The following is a 14,681-nucleotide window of genomic DNA, read 5'->3' as shown; positions in this document are numbered from 1 at the left end:
AATGAGCTATTAGTTATTTAAATTTATTAGTATAAAAATAACGTAATCACTTCAACTAAACTAGATTTTGAATTAAGATTTTAAGGAAAATTATAGTGTTACAGAATGAAATAAAAAGTCATTAATGACATTCTATAGCACTTGAAGCTGTCTCTACAACTGGAGCAGGAGAGAGGTAAGGAATGCCTAAGCCTAAGCCTCTAAGGATAAATAAAAGTCCTATAATCACCACAAAAACAGGAATTGCTTTTTGTATGCGTTGTTTAATTGTACTATTTAGAAACTTGCCTAAATAGATGGCCGTGGTCATTAAAGGAATTGTGCCAATCCCGAATAAAACCATGTATAAGCCTCCTTCTAATAAACTGCCTGTAGCAATGGATCCAAAGACAGCCATATAAACCAAACCACATGGTAGAAACCCATTGAGAAATCCAATGGTTAAAAAGGTATCTGCAGTTTTCTTTTTTAAAGCTTTACCCAACGACGACTTTACTTTAGCGATGAGTTTGTATAAGGGTTTTGAGAGGTTGTATTTACCAATGGTTTTATGTGGTAAAAGAATAATTACAATCATTAAAACACCAATAATGATAGAGAGTTGTTGTTGGATACCAAAAATATAAAGGCTTTTGCCTAAGAGGCCAAAAACAAGTCCGATAATACTGTATGCCAGTAAGCGACCAAAGTGGTAGATCCCAATCTGACTCACTTTTTTAAATGAGTTAGAGCGGTCTACAGGTAACATAAAAGCAATTGGACCACACATGCCAACACAGTGTAGACTCCCTAATAGTCCTAATATGAGAGCCGAGATTAACATTTAATAAGTTAGTTCTGTTTTATAGAGATAAGCTTTTTGATTATATTGCCAATCTATTTTAATGTTCCAACGACCATCCAACAAGCGGTTGTCAGGTATGAGCAAATTATGGTTAGACAATGAAATTGGAATTTCAAAATCTAATTGCTTGTTAGATGGTCTATATAGGAACACTTTACCTGTGATTAATTTATTATTTAAGTCATTCGGAAATTCGATGACTATTCCAGCATCAGTTTGTTTCCAGTTGACATTTGTTTTTAATGCTTTTGCATTTTCTTCATGATCTAAATCGGCTTGAAACTGTAACTCTTGTCCATAATAATCTTCTATGACTAAATCGTGATCATATTTTGTGTCAGTACTCATGCTAATCACAAAATACATGATAAACGAAATAAAACATGCAATTGCAATAACGATTCCAGTTCCCCAATTTATTTTCATAACAAAATTTATTTTTATTATCCTGAATTGAATTCAGAATAGCATTTATTTTTACCTCACTTAATTAAAGCTTCGAGGCCCTAAGAAGGTTACAGAGGTGGTTTCAATAAGTTCACCTTTACTGTAAACATCTATCATTACATTATTTTTATCTCCAGATAAATCGCCTTGTTTTAATTCTATAAACAACGTCCCTTCGGCAATACCTTGTGGTTCTACAAAAAACGTGTCTGAGGTAGATACAATGTTAATTGTACCATCCCAGCCTCTAAGTTTAAAGCTTAAATCGTCAATTTTGTTAGAGGTTTTATTAATCAATTTAAAGGTGTAAACATTACTGATAATATTGTTTTCTTTATGTTCGAATAGTTGTCCTGGTAAACGTAATATTCGAGCTTCAACATCACTACGCAATAATAACATCCCTGCTAATATGCCAATTAAAATGGTTAGGACAGCGATATATCCTTTCATTCGAGCCGTTAATTTAAAAGGCTCTTTTTTCTCAATATTATCTTCACTTGCAAAACGAATTAAGCCTTTAGGAAGATTTATTTTTTCCATAATGGTATCGCACTCATCGATACAAGCCGTACAGTTAACACATTCTAATTGTGTACCATTTCTAATATCAATACCTGTGGGGCAAACGTTAACACATTGCACACAATCTATACAGTCGCCATAACCTTTTGCCTCGCGATCTTCATTTTTTCTGAACTTTTTTCTACCATTTTCTGCTTCACCACGTTTGTGATCATAAGCCACTACAACAGATTTATTATCTAAAAGCACGCCTTGTAAACGTCCATAAGGACAGGCAATGATGCAGACTTGTTCTCTAAACCATGCAAACACAAAATAGAATACCGCTGTAAATATCAAAAGCGGAATTAGTGTTCCTGTATGTTCTAAAGGTCCTTCACTAATGTATCTTAAAAGTTTATCGCCTCCAATTAAATACGCTAAGAACACATTGGCGATTACAAATGAAATTACTAAAAAAATGAACCATTTTAGAACACGTTTTCTGATTTTTTCAGCATCCCATTTCTGACGTTGCAAACGCATTTGTTTGTTTCGGTCACCATCAATCCAATATTCAATACGTCTAAATACCATTTCCATGAAAATGGTCTGTGGACAAATCCATCCGCAAAACACACGACCAAAGCCTACAGTAAATAGCGTTATAAAAACAACACCAATAAGCATGGATATCACAAATAAATAGAAATCCTGTGGCCAGAACGGAAAACCAAAAATATTAAAGCGGCGTTCTAAAATATTAAATAATAGAAACTGGTTGCCATTGACTTTAATAAATGGTGAGACTAATAGAAAAGCTAATAAAAAATAACTGACTATTTTTCGTTTATCGTATAACGGTCCTGATGGTTTTTTTGGAAATACCCATTTACGTTTACCTTCTTCATCGATGGTATTAATAGAATCTCTAAAAACCTCATTTTCGGGCGTTTCCATTGTTTTGTTTAACTTATTTAATTGTAAAGAAACTGCTGTTTCTACAGTTTCAATTATTCAGTTACTGTTGCTTCTTCTGCTGAGTCATCTGTTGTTGTTGCTTCATCTGTAGCGGCAGCATCAGTAGTTTCTTCAGCTTCCCATAAGTCACCTTCAGCTTCTTTTGGGTTGGCTGGCGTTGTTCCCTGAAATTGTAAGACATAACTCGCCACTTGAGCCATTTCTGCTGGTTTAAGACTTTGCTTCCAAGCAATCATCCCTTTACCAGAGCGTCCACCTTCTGAAATCGTTTTAAAAACACTCTTAATATCGCCCCCTAAAATCCAATAATTATCGGTTAAGTTAGGGCCAATACCACCACCACCATCTGCCATATGACAGGCAACACAATTAGCCTCAAATATAGCTTTACCAGCATTAAGGTCAGACGTTTCAGTGAGTAGTTCAACGGTATTAATATCTACTAAATCTTTAGCGTTTTTCTTGTATTCTTCAATAGCACGATTGGCTTCAGCATATTCAATTTCGTATTCCGTAATTTGATTGTCTGCATCAAAAATATGATAGCGAGCCATATAAACTACAGCGAATATTATTGACAAATAAAAGGTATAAACCCACCATGGTGGTAAATTATTATCTAACTCTCTAATACCATCATAATCATGGTCTAAGATAATTTCACCTTCCTCTTCAATAGGTTTGCTTTTTCCTACCATTTTAGTATAAAAAGCTTTGACCTTTGTAAATTGAGGCGTCTTTTTTCTTGCTGCCAAGTAGCGTTCTTTACCTTCTTTATCTAAACTTTGAAATAGAATATTGTCTATTGAATTTACTATGCCTTCAATTCCTATAAGTAATAATAGAACGAGTAATAAGAATAATAAAATAACAGGTTGCTCAATAAAAGCAGGTTGATCTCCTGATTCTACGTAGTATTCTATGAGTCCTGCTATGGAAAAAAACAATACGGGTATTCTAATGTATGACGGAATTAAATGTCTCATATTTCGTTGTCGTTTTGGTTGTCTAAAGGAATATTACTAACAGTGGTTATATAATCTTTTTTTGCGGTAAGTACCCAATAGAATAAGCCAACAAAAAAGATGAAAAATATAAGGAGCGATATTATAGGGTATATTTCAATCCCTATAATACTATCTAAATGACCTTTTATAAATTTGAACATAATAAATTAGTTTTGAGCGGTTTCGTCTATAATATCTTTAACTTTTATATCCGTACCAAGACGTTGTAAATACGCAATAAGGGCAACGATTTCTCTGTTTCGCATTTCTACGAAATCTTCTCCGCTAGCAGCTTTATCGGCTTCATAAGAGCTTACAAAATCAGGGTCACTATACAGGTTTTTCTCAATCTGAGTCCCTTGTTCTAACATCGAAGCTTGTGCATTAGCAATATCTTCTTCTGTATAAGGCACGCCTATAGAAACCATTGCTTCCATTTTTTCTTCAGTACTCGATTTATCGAGTTTGCTTCCTTCACCAACAATTAACCATTGATAGGCTGGCATTATAGATCCACTAGATGTACTTTGAGGATCATACATGTGGTTAAAGTGCCAGTTGTCGGAGTATTTTCCACCAACACGATGTAAATCTGGTCCGGTACGTTTACTTCCCCAAAGGAATGGATGATCGTAAACAAATTCTCCGGCTTTAGAGTATTCGCCGTAGCGTTCTACTTCACTTCTAAATGGACGTACCATTTGTGAGTGACAGCCCACACAACCTTCTCTTATATATAAGTCTCTTCCTTCTAATTCTAAAGGTGTATAAGGTTTTACCGTACTAATGGTTGGGATATTAGACTTAACAACGATTGTTGGAATAATCTGAACCACACCCCCAATTAATATCGCAATCGTAGCATATATCGTTAATAATACAGGCTTACGTTCTAACCAAGTGTGCCAACCTTCTCCCGAAACACGACCTTTAGAAACACGTTTTAATGCTGGTGCTTCTGCAAGCTCATCAGTAACTTTGTATTCAGATTTTACAATTGTCATTACAACGTTGTAAACTAAGATGAGTAGACCTGTAATATAAAGCGTTCCTCCGATGGCACGCATCCAGTACATTGGCATAATTTCAGTTACAGTTTCTAAGAAGTTACCGTAAACTAAAGTACCGTCTGGGTTAAATTGTTTCCACATACTTGCTTGTACAAAGCCAGCAACATATAATGGTAACGCATATAACAAAATCCCTAAAGTACCTATCCAAAAGTGAACATTTGCTAAACCTATAGAGAATAGTTTCGTTTTAAATAAACGTGGAATTAACCAATAAATCATACCAAAGGCAAGGAAACCGTTCCAAGCTAACGCACCAACGTGTACGTGCGCAATAATCCAATCGGTAAAGTGGGCAATAGCGTTAACGTTTTTTAGTGATAACATTGGTCCCTCAAAAGTGGCCATACCATAACCGGTGATAGCGACAACCATAAATTTTAAAACAGGATCAGTTCGCACCTTATCCCAGGCACCACGCAAGGTTAATAACCCGTTAATCATACCACCCCAAGATGGCGCTAGTAACATAATAGAGAAGGCAACCCCTAAGTGTTGTGCCCATTCTGGTAATGCTGTATATAATAAGTGGTGAGGTCCTGCCCAGATGTATATAAAGATTAGGGACCAAAAGTGAACAATAGATAATCTGTAAGAATAAACAGGTCTGTTGGCCGCTTTAGGAACAAAATAATACATTAAACCTAAGAATGGTGTGGTTAAAAAGAATGCAACAGCATTATGACCATACCACCATTGTACTAAAGCATCTTGTACACCAGCATAAACGGAATAACTTTTCATCCCTGTAAAGCTCACAGGTAATGCTAAACTATTAAAAATATGAAGTACGGCAACAGTTACAAAAGTGGCTAAATAAAACCAGATGGCAACATACAAGTGGCGTTGACGACGTTTTAAAATGGTTGCAATCATATTGACACCAAAAGCCACCCAGATAAGAGCAATAGCAATATCTATAGGCCATTCTAATTCGGCATATTCTTTAGAGGTTGAGTAACCTAAAGGCAACGTTATTGCGGCTGCAACAATAATAAGTTGCCAACCCCAAAAATTGATATTACTCAATAAGTCGCTATACATTCTTGCTTTAAGTAAACGTTGCAACGAGTAATACACACCAGCAAAAATGGCATTACCTACAAAGGCAAAGATTACGGCATTGGTATGTAATGGTCTTAAACGACCAAAACTTAACCAAGATACGCCATCAGTAAGGTTTGGGAATAAAAATAAAAACGCTAATAGTAAGCCTACCAGCATCCCAACAACTCCCCAAAGAATGGTAGCGTAAAGGAATTTTTTAACGATCTTATTATCGTAATAGAATTGTTGCATTTCCATATTAAAAAAATTAGTCAGTTTTAGTTTGTTTTGATGTATCGGTTTTTTCTTTAACAAGTTCGTCTTCAAAAAGCATGCGTACAGATGGTGTATAGTCATCATCATATTGGCCAGACCTTACTGCCACTATAAAAATGACAAAAAAAGTCACGCCTACCACGACGCTAACCGATAATAAAATATAAATAACACTCATACCTACTGAAGTTATGGGCCAAAATTACTTTTGAACCTGTCTTTAAAACATGATAAAAGTCATGTTCACTTATTTTTAATCATTCTAAACAAATAGCCGTTTTTAATCCAGTGCTATACTTTATTAGGATGTCTAGTCGTATTTGCAATCGATGGAATTTTTTTGCCTAAAATATTGGTGGCAATGGTTGTAAACACCACAATACTTATAGAGCTTAAAGGCATTAATATTGCCGCAACCACAGGTTCTAATTGTCCAGTGACTGCAAAATACAAACCTATGACATTATAAAAAAATGACAGCACAAAACTCCATTTAATAATTTTTATCGCTGATTTTGAAGCCATTATAAATGTATATAATTGTTTAAATCTAGAAGCATCCAAAATAGCATCACAAGCAGGGGAAAAGACATTTACATCTTCAGAGATTGCAATACCAACATCACTTTGTGCTAAAGCACCTGCATCATTTAACCCGTCACCAATCATGAGCACTTTGGCGCCTTCAGACTGATGGTATTTTATAAAATCGAGTTTATCCTCAGGTTTTTGATTGAAAATTAATTTGGTTTTAGCAGGTAACAATTTTTTTAAATTGTCTTGTTCTCCGGCATTATCTCCAGATAAAATTACTAAATCGAAATGCTGTTTTAATTGGTTAAACAACTTTGAAACGCCTTTCCTATAACTATTATAAAAGGTGAATTTTCCCTTGTAAACATTATTGCTACTGACATGTACTGTGGTGTTTAAAACCGAATTACTATTAGGATTTCCCACAAAACTAGCAGAGCCAATTTTCATGTTTACCGCTTCGTGTTTAACTTCAATACCTTGACCAATATGCTCTTCAAAAGCATCTAATGTTATGATGTTATTTTCCTGTAAAATATTGTATAATGTTCTGCTTAAAGGATGGTTGGAGCCTCGTAGGGAGTTTTTTAAGACTAAATTTTCAGATTCAGATAATATATCGCCATCATACTCGGCATTACTTTGCTTATTTGAGGTTATGGTGCCGGTTTTATCAAAAATAACGGTGTTAATTTGAGCTAATTGTTCAATGACACTCGCATTTTTGACGTAGAATTTCTGTTTACCAAATAGGCGTAACATGTTTCCAAAGGTGAACGGTGCCGATAGTGCAATGGCACAAGGACAAGCTATAATTAATACAGCAGTAAAAACATTCATGGCTTTACTTGGGTCCACAAACAACCAAAATGTTGTCGCAATAATAGCGATAGTTATAATGGAAACTGTAAAGTGCTTGCTTATGGTATTTGTAATATTAGTAAAACCTTCTTCTTTATTCTTATTAAAAACATCATTACTCCAAAGTTGGGTTAAGTAACTTTGCTCAACAGATTTGATAGCTTCCATTTCAATTACCCCGCTGGTTTGTTTTCCTCCAGCAAATAATTTATCGCCAGATTGTTTGGAAATGGCTTGGGATTCACCAGTAACAAAACTGTAATCTATTTTTGCTTTCCCATTAATGAGAATACCATCTACAGGTATTAATTCTTCATTTCGGATTAATATGCGATCTCCTTTTTCAATATCGTAGACCTGAATAGAATTTTCATTACCATCTTTATCTATTTTGGTAATAGCGATAGGGAAATAGGACTTGTAATCGCGTTCAAAAGATAAGAATTGATAGGTTTTTTGTTGAAAGAATTTACCAGTTAATAAGAAGAAAATCAACCCCGCTAAACTGTCAAAAAAACCAGAGCCGATATCAAAAGTGATTTCAATCGTACTTCTCACAAAAAGCACGGTAACACCAAGAGCAATAGGCACATCAATATTTAAAAGTTTTGCTTTTAAACCTTTATAAGCGGAAATAAAATAATCTTGAGCCGAATAAAACACAATGGGTAGAGACATGGCAAACATTAACCAACGAAACATCGGTTTATATTGCTCGAGCCAAAACTCATTAACCTCAAAATACTCAGGGAATGATAAAAACATAATATTCCCAAAACCAAAGGCAGCAACACCAAGTTTATAGATTAAAGTTCTATTGATGTGCTTTTCACCAGATTTAAAATCATCTAAACTAATATAGGGTTCATAACCAATAGTGCTCAATAATAAAACTACAGCTTTTAAGCTGGTAGCCTCAGAATTATAAGTAACACGCACTGTTTTTTTACCAAAATTTACTTGAGAATCCGATATGTTAGTGTCGAGTTTTTTAAGGTTTTCAAGAACCCAAATACAAGAACTACAGTGGATGTGAGGAATATACAAAGTCGCAATCTCTATGGAATCACTTCTAAACTCTGTAAGTTTTTCAATAATATTGTCTTGAGATAAGAAATCGTACTTTCCTTCAATTTCTTTTGGAACTGCTCCAGGAGAATTTTGTAAGTCGTAATAACAGGTTAAATCGTTCTCGTTAAATATCTCGAAAACGGTCTTACAGCCATTACAACAAAACGACTTTTCTTTATACGTAATAGGATGATTTCCACAGTCGTCACCACAGTGAAAACAAGTTTTGTTTTCCATTTTTAATTTGCTCAATTATACCTGTAACAAAAGTCATAAATCTACTAACTTTAATCTATGATATTTGTCATGTTTTGATTAACTTTGAATTTAATAATTTTACCAATGAGTAAGTGCGAACAGTGTATTGTTAGACAGTTTAATTCTTTAAAAGCATTAGGGAAAGATGATTTAATTCGTATTTCTGGTTGTAAGACGTCTAAGTTTATTAAAAAAGGAGAAACTCTTTTTAGAGAAGGCGAAAGCATCAATGGTGTATATTGTGTTAAAGATGGCGTATGTAAAATGTCTAAATTGAGTGCCAATGGTAAGGATCAAATTGTAAAATTAGTGGTCCGAGGAGACCTTATTGGGCAACGCTCTTTGGTTACCGATGAAAAATCTAACCTCACTGCTGTAGCACTGAATGAAATGGAAGTTTGTTTTATTCCAAAACAGGAAGTTCTTAATGATTTAACCAACAATGCAGCGTTTTCATTAGATATGCTTCAAGACATGGCAAAAGAATTAAGAGAAGCCGATAATATTATTGTAGATATGGCTCAAAAGTCTGTAAAACAGCGTTTGGCAGATGTGTTGGTATATTTACATACTACTTTTGAAAAAGATGAACAAGGTTTCTTAAATGTAGTTTTGTCTAGAGAAGATTATGCAAGTCTCGTTGGGACAGCTACAGAATCTGCCATTAGAATTTTATCACAATTCAAAAAAGAAGGTCTAATTTCTACTACAGGAAAACACGTTAAGATTATAGATTTTGAAGGCTTAAAACGTATTGAATAAGCACCACTTTTATCCTATTTTGAAGATTTTCTATCATCAATAGAAACACTAAATTTTTAAATTGATGTTAATGCGACCTATTAGGCGCTTTAAAAGTGTTATTTTTATAACGCTATGAAAGAAAAACCTAATAAATCGGGCTTTGTATTTAAAACTTACGAAGCACCATACCAATCGCCTTTCGATAAACTCTTTGAAATTTTTAAAGAATTAATTACGCACACTTCAGGTGATTTTGATGAAGCTATTGACTGGCTCCGCCAACTCGATGTCGAATACAAACTAACGACTCCAGAGTATACCATTGATGATTTTATTGAAGACCTTAAGAACAAAGGCTACATTCAACAAGAAATTGATCCCGATGGTGCCGGAAATGGTGGTATAACAATAACCGCAAAAACGGAACGTGCCATTCGGCAACAAGCCTTAGATCAGATTTTTGGAAAAATTAAACGCAGTGGTTCTGGCAATCACAAAAGCAAAGGTATTGGTCTTGGTGATGAGCATACAGGCGATTTTAGAGCTTATCAATTTGGTGACGGCTTAGATAAAGTTTCCATGACCGAAAGTTTAAGAAATGCTCAAATTAATCATGGCATCGGTAACTTTAATCTCACTGAGGATGATTTGGTGGTAGAAGAAACCCTTCATAAAAGCCAAATGAGTACGATTCTCATGATAGATATTAGTCACAGCATGATTCTCTACGGTGAAGACCGAATTACGCCAGCAAAAAAAGTAGCCATGGCTCTTGCCGAAATGATTACTACACGCTATCCAAAAGACACCTTAGAAATTTTAGTTTTTGGTAACGATGCTTGGCCTATAAAAATTAAAGATTTACCCTATCTCAAAGTAGGGCCTTACCACACCAATACCGTAGCAGGTTTACAACTGGCAATGGATATGCTACGCAGAAAGCGGAATACTAACAAACAGATTTTTATGATTACTGATGGTAAGCCAAGTTGTTTACGTTTGCCAGACGGACAGTATTATAAAAACAGTAATGGCTTGGATCCGTATATCACAAACAAATGTTATGGTATGGCACAACAAGCAAGGCGTTTGCATATTCCGATTACCACATTTATGATTGCAGAGGATCCCTATTTAATGCAATTTATTAGAGAATTTACAAAAGCAAATAGAGGAAAAGCATTTTACACCGGACTTAAAGGTCTAGGTGAAATGATTTTTGAAGATTACGAAACTAACAGAAAAAAAAGAATTAAAGGATAAAAAATGCTTTTAGCTTTTAGGTATTAGCCTTTTGCTCAAACGAGCCAGCTAATAGCTAGAGGCTAATGGCCAAAAGCTATAGTATGAAAGACATAAAAACATTAGGCGAATTAAAAGCATCAGGTTACCAATCTAAATCTATAAAAGATGAATTGCGTGATAATTTAATTGAAAATATAAAAAATAAGACAACCACCTTTGAAGGAATTCATGGTTATGAAAATACGGTAATTCCAGAATTAGAGCGTGCTATTTTATCGCGTCATAATATTAATTTACTTGGATTACGAGGTCAGGCAAAAACACGTTTGGCACGCAAGATGGTGACGCTTTTAGATGAATACATTCCGGTTGTTGAAGGTTCTGAGATAAATGACGATCCATTGGCACCAATCTCTAGATTTGCAGTAGAATTAATTGCCGAAAAACGAGATGAAACACCAATTACGTGGTTACATCGTGATGATCGTTTTGCAGAAAAATTAGCCACGCCAGATGTTACCGTTGCAGATTTGATTGGTGATGTTGATCCCATAAAAGCAGCGAATTTAAAATTAAGTTATGCCGATGATCGTGTGATTCATTATGGAATGATTCCGCGTGCTAACCGTTGTATTTTTGTTATAAACGAATTGCCCGATTTACAAGCACGTATTCAGGTGGCTTTATTTAATATTTTACAAGAAGGTGATATTCAAATTAGAGGCTTTAAATTACGACTAGCTTTAGATATGCAATTTGTATTTACGGCAAATCCTGAAGATTATACCAATAGAGGCAGTATTGTTACGCCTTTAAAAGATAGAATTGGTTCTCAGATTTTAACACATTATCCTGAAAATATAGAAACAGCAAGAACTATTACATCACAAGAGGCGAAACTAGACACTAGACAATCTGAATCTGTTTATGTTCCTGAATTGGCCAAAGATGTATTAGAGCAAATTAGTTTTGAAGCGCGAGAAAGCGAATATGTAGACGTAAAAAGTGGTGTCAGTGCACGTATGAGTATTACCGCCTTTGAAAATCTCTTAAGTACTGCAGAACGTCGTGCTTTACTAGCTGGTGATGCGGAGACCTCAATTCGATTATCCGATTTTGTAGGGGTCATTCCGGCCATTACAGGAAAAGTAGAATTAGTTTATGAAGGCGAACAAGAAGGCGCCGATTTTGTAGCCAATGCTTTAATGGACGCTGCTGTTAAAACCTTATTTCCTAAATACTTTCCTAAAGTAGAGAAGTTAGAAAAACAAGGTGATGAAACGCCTTATGATGATTTAATTTCTTGGTTCTTCAATGGCGATGGGTTTGAATTGTTAAATGAATATAACGACGAAACCTATAAAACAAAGTTAGATGAGATCACGCCTTTAGATGCTTTGATTGCCAATTACCAACCCGAAATTGACCCGAAAGATGTGTATTTTGAAAAAGAATTTATTCTTTGGGGACTGGCACAATTTAAAAAATTGAGTAAGTATAGTTATTCGGAAGGCCTACAATTTCAAGATCCTTACGGTAATTATATCAGTGGTTTATAAAATTACCGATTACCACGATTTTTAATATTAGCATCGCAGAGTTTTATAATCTCTGCGATTCTTTTTTGTTTGGTATCCTCGCGTTTGGCTTGGTTAAGCCAATATAAATAGCCTTTTTTATAACTCGGTGCGAAGTTGATAAAATTGGTATAAGCGTTTTTGTTTTTATCAAATGCACGTTGAAGATTCTCAGGAATAATACCTTTTTCAACGGTGTCTAAAGCGGTCCAGCTGCCATTTTCTTTTGCTACCTTAATAGATTCATTACCGTTTGGATGCATTAGGTTGGCCTCCTGTAATTCTTTAATGTAGTTTTTGTTTACAGCACTCCAAACACTTTTAGGTTTTCTAGGACAGAAATACTGTCGGCGTTTGCCGTCACCTAAACTTTTTACGGTTGAGTCTATCCAGCCATAACAAAGTGCCACTTTTACAGCCTCTTCCCAACGCATGGACTCATTTTTATGATCGACTTTGTAGAAAATTAAGTGTATCGCCTCTGCTGAATCATGATTATTGTGTAACCATTGGCGCCATTCTGCAGCCGTTTTAAAGTATATTTCAGGAACTTCCAATAGTTATATTTTTTTTACGTTGACATAAAAATCTCTATCAATGATAAAGTCTTCAGAAGTTACTTTTTTAGATTGCCATTCTGCCTTAGGAAATAACCATTCTGATTTGCCATCAATGTCTACTTGAATAGGCATTTTAAAATTTTCAACTGCATTTATCCATCGGTATTTTAATTTGCCATTTTTAATACTGTATTCTAAAGTTGGAATTTTAGTCGTTCTCAAATATTGATTAAAAAACGCAGTTAAATCAATACCTGAGTGCTCACTTAAATAATTTTCAATCTGTTTTGTAGTCACCGTTTGATGATAAAATTCTGAATTTAAACCTCTCAGAATTTGTCTCCATTTTTCATCATCTTCAATGAGTTGACGAAGCGTGTGTAATATGTTTGCACCTTTGTAATACATATCGCTAGAGCCCTCATTATTCACATCGTAAGTGCCAATTAAAGGTCTATCGTTTTGAATATTTTTACGTGTGCCAATTACATAATCCGATGCAGCTTCTTTTCCATAGTAATAATCTAAAAATAGATTTTCAGAATAGGACGTAAACCCTTCATGAATCCACATGTCAGCAATATCCTTAATGGTAATATTATTAGCAAACCACTCGTGTCCGGCTTCATGTATAATAATAAAATCAAACTTTAAACCCCAACCAGTTCCTGATAAATCCCGGCCTAAATAACCGTCTTTATATTGGTTGCCGTAGGTAACTGAACTTTGGTGTTCCATACCTAAATAAGGCACTTCCACCAATTTAAAACTGTCTTCATAAAAAGGATAAGGACCAAACCAATATTCAAAAGCTTCCATCATTTTAGGGGCATCTTTAAATTGTTCTTTGGCTTTTTTAAGATTATCTTTTAAAACATAATAATTCATGTCTAAATCGCCATTTTCGCCTTTATATACTTCAGAGAAATTAGTATAATCACCTATATTAACATTAACACCGTAGTTGTTAATCGGGTTGCTCACAAACCAATGCGACGTTACTGTATTTTCATTTTCTACCAGTTTTTGTAACCTACCATTAGAGACGTTGGTTAGCCCTTTAGGATTGGTTACACTAATAAGCATACTGTCTACTTCGTCATACATATGGTCTTTGTTAGGCCACCAAACACTAGCACCTAAACCTTGACAAGAGGTGGCTATAAAGTGTTTACCGTTTTTGTCTTTTTTCCAAGAAAAACCACCGTCCCATGGGGCACGTTTGGCCTCCTTAGGTTGGCCTTCATAAAAAACAGTAAGATTATTAATCGCTCCAATATGTTGTGGATTAATTAGCGTTACAAAATGGGCATTACCATCATGTTTTACCTGTAATTCTTTTCCGTCTTGAAGGATTTTTGTGATTTGTAATGGCGTTTGCAAATCAATTTGCATCACCTGATGTGGTTTTAAGACTTTATATTGAATGGTGTTTTTTCCTGAAATAAATTTTTCTTCAGGTTTTACTTCTATATCTAAATGGTAATAGGTTAAATCCCACCATTCGCGTTCGGGTGTAATACTTCCTCTCAAGGTATCTTGATGGGTAAATTTGTTTTTTTTAGTCAGTAGCCCTTGACTTTGGCCGCTTGAAATTATAAACAAGGTAAAAAGAGCACATACAATAGATTTCATAATCTTATTTCTATGGTAAA

The 14,681-nt window shown here is 34.8% G+C and carries 13 protein-coding genes; 3 read left to right on the top strand and 10 right to left on the bottom strand.

The genetic code is table 11. The features are described 5' to 3' along the window. Positions 1-121 precede the first annotated feature (121 nt). From HM982_RS07690 to HM982_RS07655, 8 genes are all read right to left on the bottom strand, one after another. Positions 122-823, bottom strand: a complete 702-nt coding sequence (locus tag HM982_RS07690) for a sulfite exporter TauE/SafE family protein (RefSeq protein WP_179352563.1) — start codon at positions 821-823, stop codon at positions 122-124. Continuing rightward, a complete protein-coding gene (locus HM982_RS07685) occupies positions 824-1,270 on the bottom strand; it encodes a FixH family protein (protein WP_179352562.1) in 447 nt (148 codons plus the stop codon). 60 nt (positions 1,271-1,330) lie between these two features. Beyond that, the gene (gene ccoG / locus HM982_RS07680) at positions 1,331-2,755 is read right to left on the bottom strand and encodes a cytochrome c oxidase accessory protein CcoG (protein WP_179352561.1); all 1,425 of its coding nucleotides are present in this window, start codon (positions 2,753-2,755) and stop codon (positions 1,331-1,333) included. Between the two features lie 53 nt (positions 2,756-2,808). After that, positions 2,809-3,762 carry a cbb3-type cytochrome c oxidase N-terminal domain-containing protein gene (locus HM982_RS07675; protein WP_179352560.1) on the bottom strand — a complete coding sequence of 318 codons (954 nt, stop codon included), beginning with the start codon at positions 3,760-3,762 and terminating at the stop codon, positions 2,809-2,811. Beyond that, positions 3,759-3,944 carry a CcoQ/FixQ family Cbb3-type cytochrome c oxidase assembly chaperone gene (locus tag HM982_RS07670; RefSeq protein ID WP_179352559.1) on the bottom strand — a complete coding sequence of 62 codons (186 nt, stop codon included), beginning with the start codon at positions 3,942-3,944 and terminating at the stop codon, positions 3,759-3,761. Before HM982_RS07670 ends, HM982_RS07675 begins: the two co-directional genes overlap by 4 nt. Before the next feature lie 6 nt (positions 3,945-3,950). Further along, positions 3,951-6,158: a cytochrome-c oxidase, cbb3-type subunit I gene (gene ccoN / locus HM982_RS07665; RefSeq protein ID WP_179352558.1), complete on the bottom strand. Its 2,208-nt coding sequence runs from the start codon at positions 6,156-6,158 to the stop codon at positions 3,951-3,953. Positions 6,159-6,168: 10 nt separating this feature from the next. Next, positions 6,169-6,354: a cbb3-type cytochrome oxidase assembly protein CcoS gene (ccoS, locus tag HM982_RS07660; RefSeq protein WP_179352557.1), complete on the bottom strand. Its 186-nt coding sequence runs from the start codon at positions 6,352-6,354 to the stop codon at positions 6,169-6,171. A 113-nt stretch (positions 6,355-6,467) separates the two neighbouring features. Further along, positions 6,468-8,879: a heavy metal translocating P-type ATPase gene (locus tag HM982_RS07655; RefSeq protein WP_179352556.1), complete on the bottom strand. Its 2,412-nt coding sequence runs from the start codon at positions 8,877-8,879 to the stop codon at positions 6,468-6,470. A gap of 105 nt (positions 8,880-8,984) precedes the next feature. Between HM982_RS07655 and HM982_RS07650 the strand changes: the two genes are divergently transcribed. The 3 genes from HM982_RS07650 (at position 8,985) to HM982_RS07640 (ending at position 12,448) form a co-directional block, all read left to right on the top strand. Further along, positions 8,985-9,662, top strand: a complete 678-nt coding sequence (locus tag HM982_RS07650) for a Crp/Fnr family transcriptional regulator (protein WP_179352555.1) — start codon at positions 8,985-8,987, stop codon at positions 9,660-9,662. A 114-nt stretch (positions 9,663-9,776) separates the two neighbouring features. Then, positions 9,777-10,907, top strand: coding sequence for a vWA domain-containing protein (locus HM982_RS07645; RefSeq protein WP_179352554.1), 1,131 nt, complete (start codon positions 9,777-9,779; stop codon positions 10,905-10,907). 83 nt (positions 10,908-10,990) lie between these two features. Beyond that, entirely contained in the window at positions 10,991-12,448 is a 1,458-nt protein-coding gene (locus HM982_RS07640) for a MoxR family ATPase (RefSeq protein WP_246296633.1), read from the top strand. 2 nt (positions 12,449-12,450) lie between these two features. Here the strand turns inward: HM982_RS07640 and HM982_RS07635 are convergent, their stop codons facing one another. Both HM982_RS07635 and HM982_RS07630 read right to left on the bottom strand, forming a co-directional pair. After that, positions 12,451-13,023 carry a YdeI/OmpD-associated family protein gene (locus tag HM982_RS07635; protein ID WP_179352552.1) on the bottom strand — a complete coding sequence of 191 codons (573 nt, stop codon included), beginning with the start codon at positions 13,021-13,023 and terminating at the stop codon, positions 12,451-12,453. A 3-nt stretch (positions 13,024-13,026) separates the two neighbouring features. Further along, a complete protein-coding gene (locus tag HM982_RS07630; protein ID WP_179352551.1) occupies positions 13,027-14,661 on the bottom strand; it encodes a M1 family metallopeptidase in 1,635 nt (544 codons plus the stop codon). Between the last annotated feature and the right edge of the window lie 20 nt (positions 14,662-14,681).

This window comes from Winogradskyella vidalii, assembly GCF_013403955.1.
Lineage (GTDB): Bacteria > Bacteroidota > Bacteroidia > Flavobacteriales > Flavobacteriaceae > Winogradskyella > Winogradskyella vidalii.
Note: the sequence above shows the minus strand (reverse complement) of the source record. Positions and strands in the feature narration are given on the sequence as shown.

Bases quoted from the DNA above. Each gene is read 5' to 3' on its own strand.
- HM982_RS07690 (WP_179352563.1), bottom strand. From the start codon at position 823: ATGTTAATCTCGGCTCTCATATTAGGACTATTAGGGAGTCTACACTGT.
- HM982_RS07685 (WP_179352562.1), bottom strand. From the start codon at position 1,270: ATGAAAATAAATTGGGGAACTGGAATCGTTATTGCAATTGCATGTTTT.
- ccoG (WP_179352561.1), bottom strand. From the start codon at position 2,755: ATGGAAACGCCCGAAAATGAGGTTTTTAGAGATTCTATTAATACCATC.
- HM982_RS07675 (WP_179352560.1), bottom strand. From the start codon at position 3,762: ATGAGACATTTAATTCCGTCATACATTAGAATACCCGTATTGTTTTTT.
- HM982_RS07670 (WP_179352559.1), bottom strand. From the start codon at position 3,944: ATGTTCAAATTTATAAAAGGTCATTTAGATAGTATTATAGGGATTGAA.
- ccoN (WP_179352558.1), bottom strand. From the start codon at position 6,158: ATGGAAATGCAACAATTCTATTACGATAATAAGATCGTTAAAAAATTC.
- ccoS (WP_179352557.1), bottom strand. From the start codon at position 6,354: ATGAGTGTTATTTATATTTTATTATCGGTTAGCGTCGTGGTAGGCGTG.
- HM982_RS07655 (WP_179352556.1), bottom strand. From the start codon at position 8,879: ATGGAAAACAAAACTTGTTTTCACTGTGGTGACGACTGTGGAAATCAT.
- HM982_RS07650 (WP_179352555.1), top strand. From the start codon at position 8,985: ATGAGTAAGTGCGAACAGTGTATTGTTAGACAGTTTAATTCTTTAAAA.
- HM982_RS07645 (WP_179352554.1), top strand. From the start codon at position 9,777: ATGAAAGAAAAACCTAATAAATCGGGCTTTGTATTTAAAACTTACGAA.
- HM982_RS07640 (WP_246296633.1), top strand. From the start codon at position 10,991: ATGAAAGACATAAAAACATTAGGCGAATTAAAAGCATCAGGTTACCAA.
- HM982_RS07630 (WP_179352551.1), bottom strand. From the start codon at position 14,661: ATGAAATCTATTGTATGTGCTCTTTTTACCTTGTTTATAATTTCAAGC.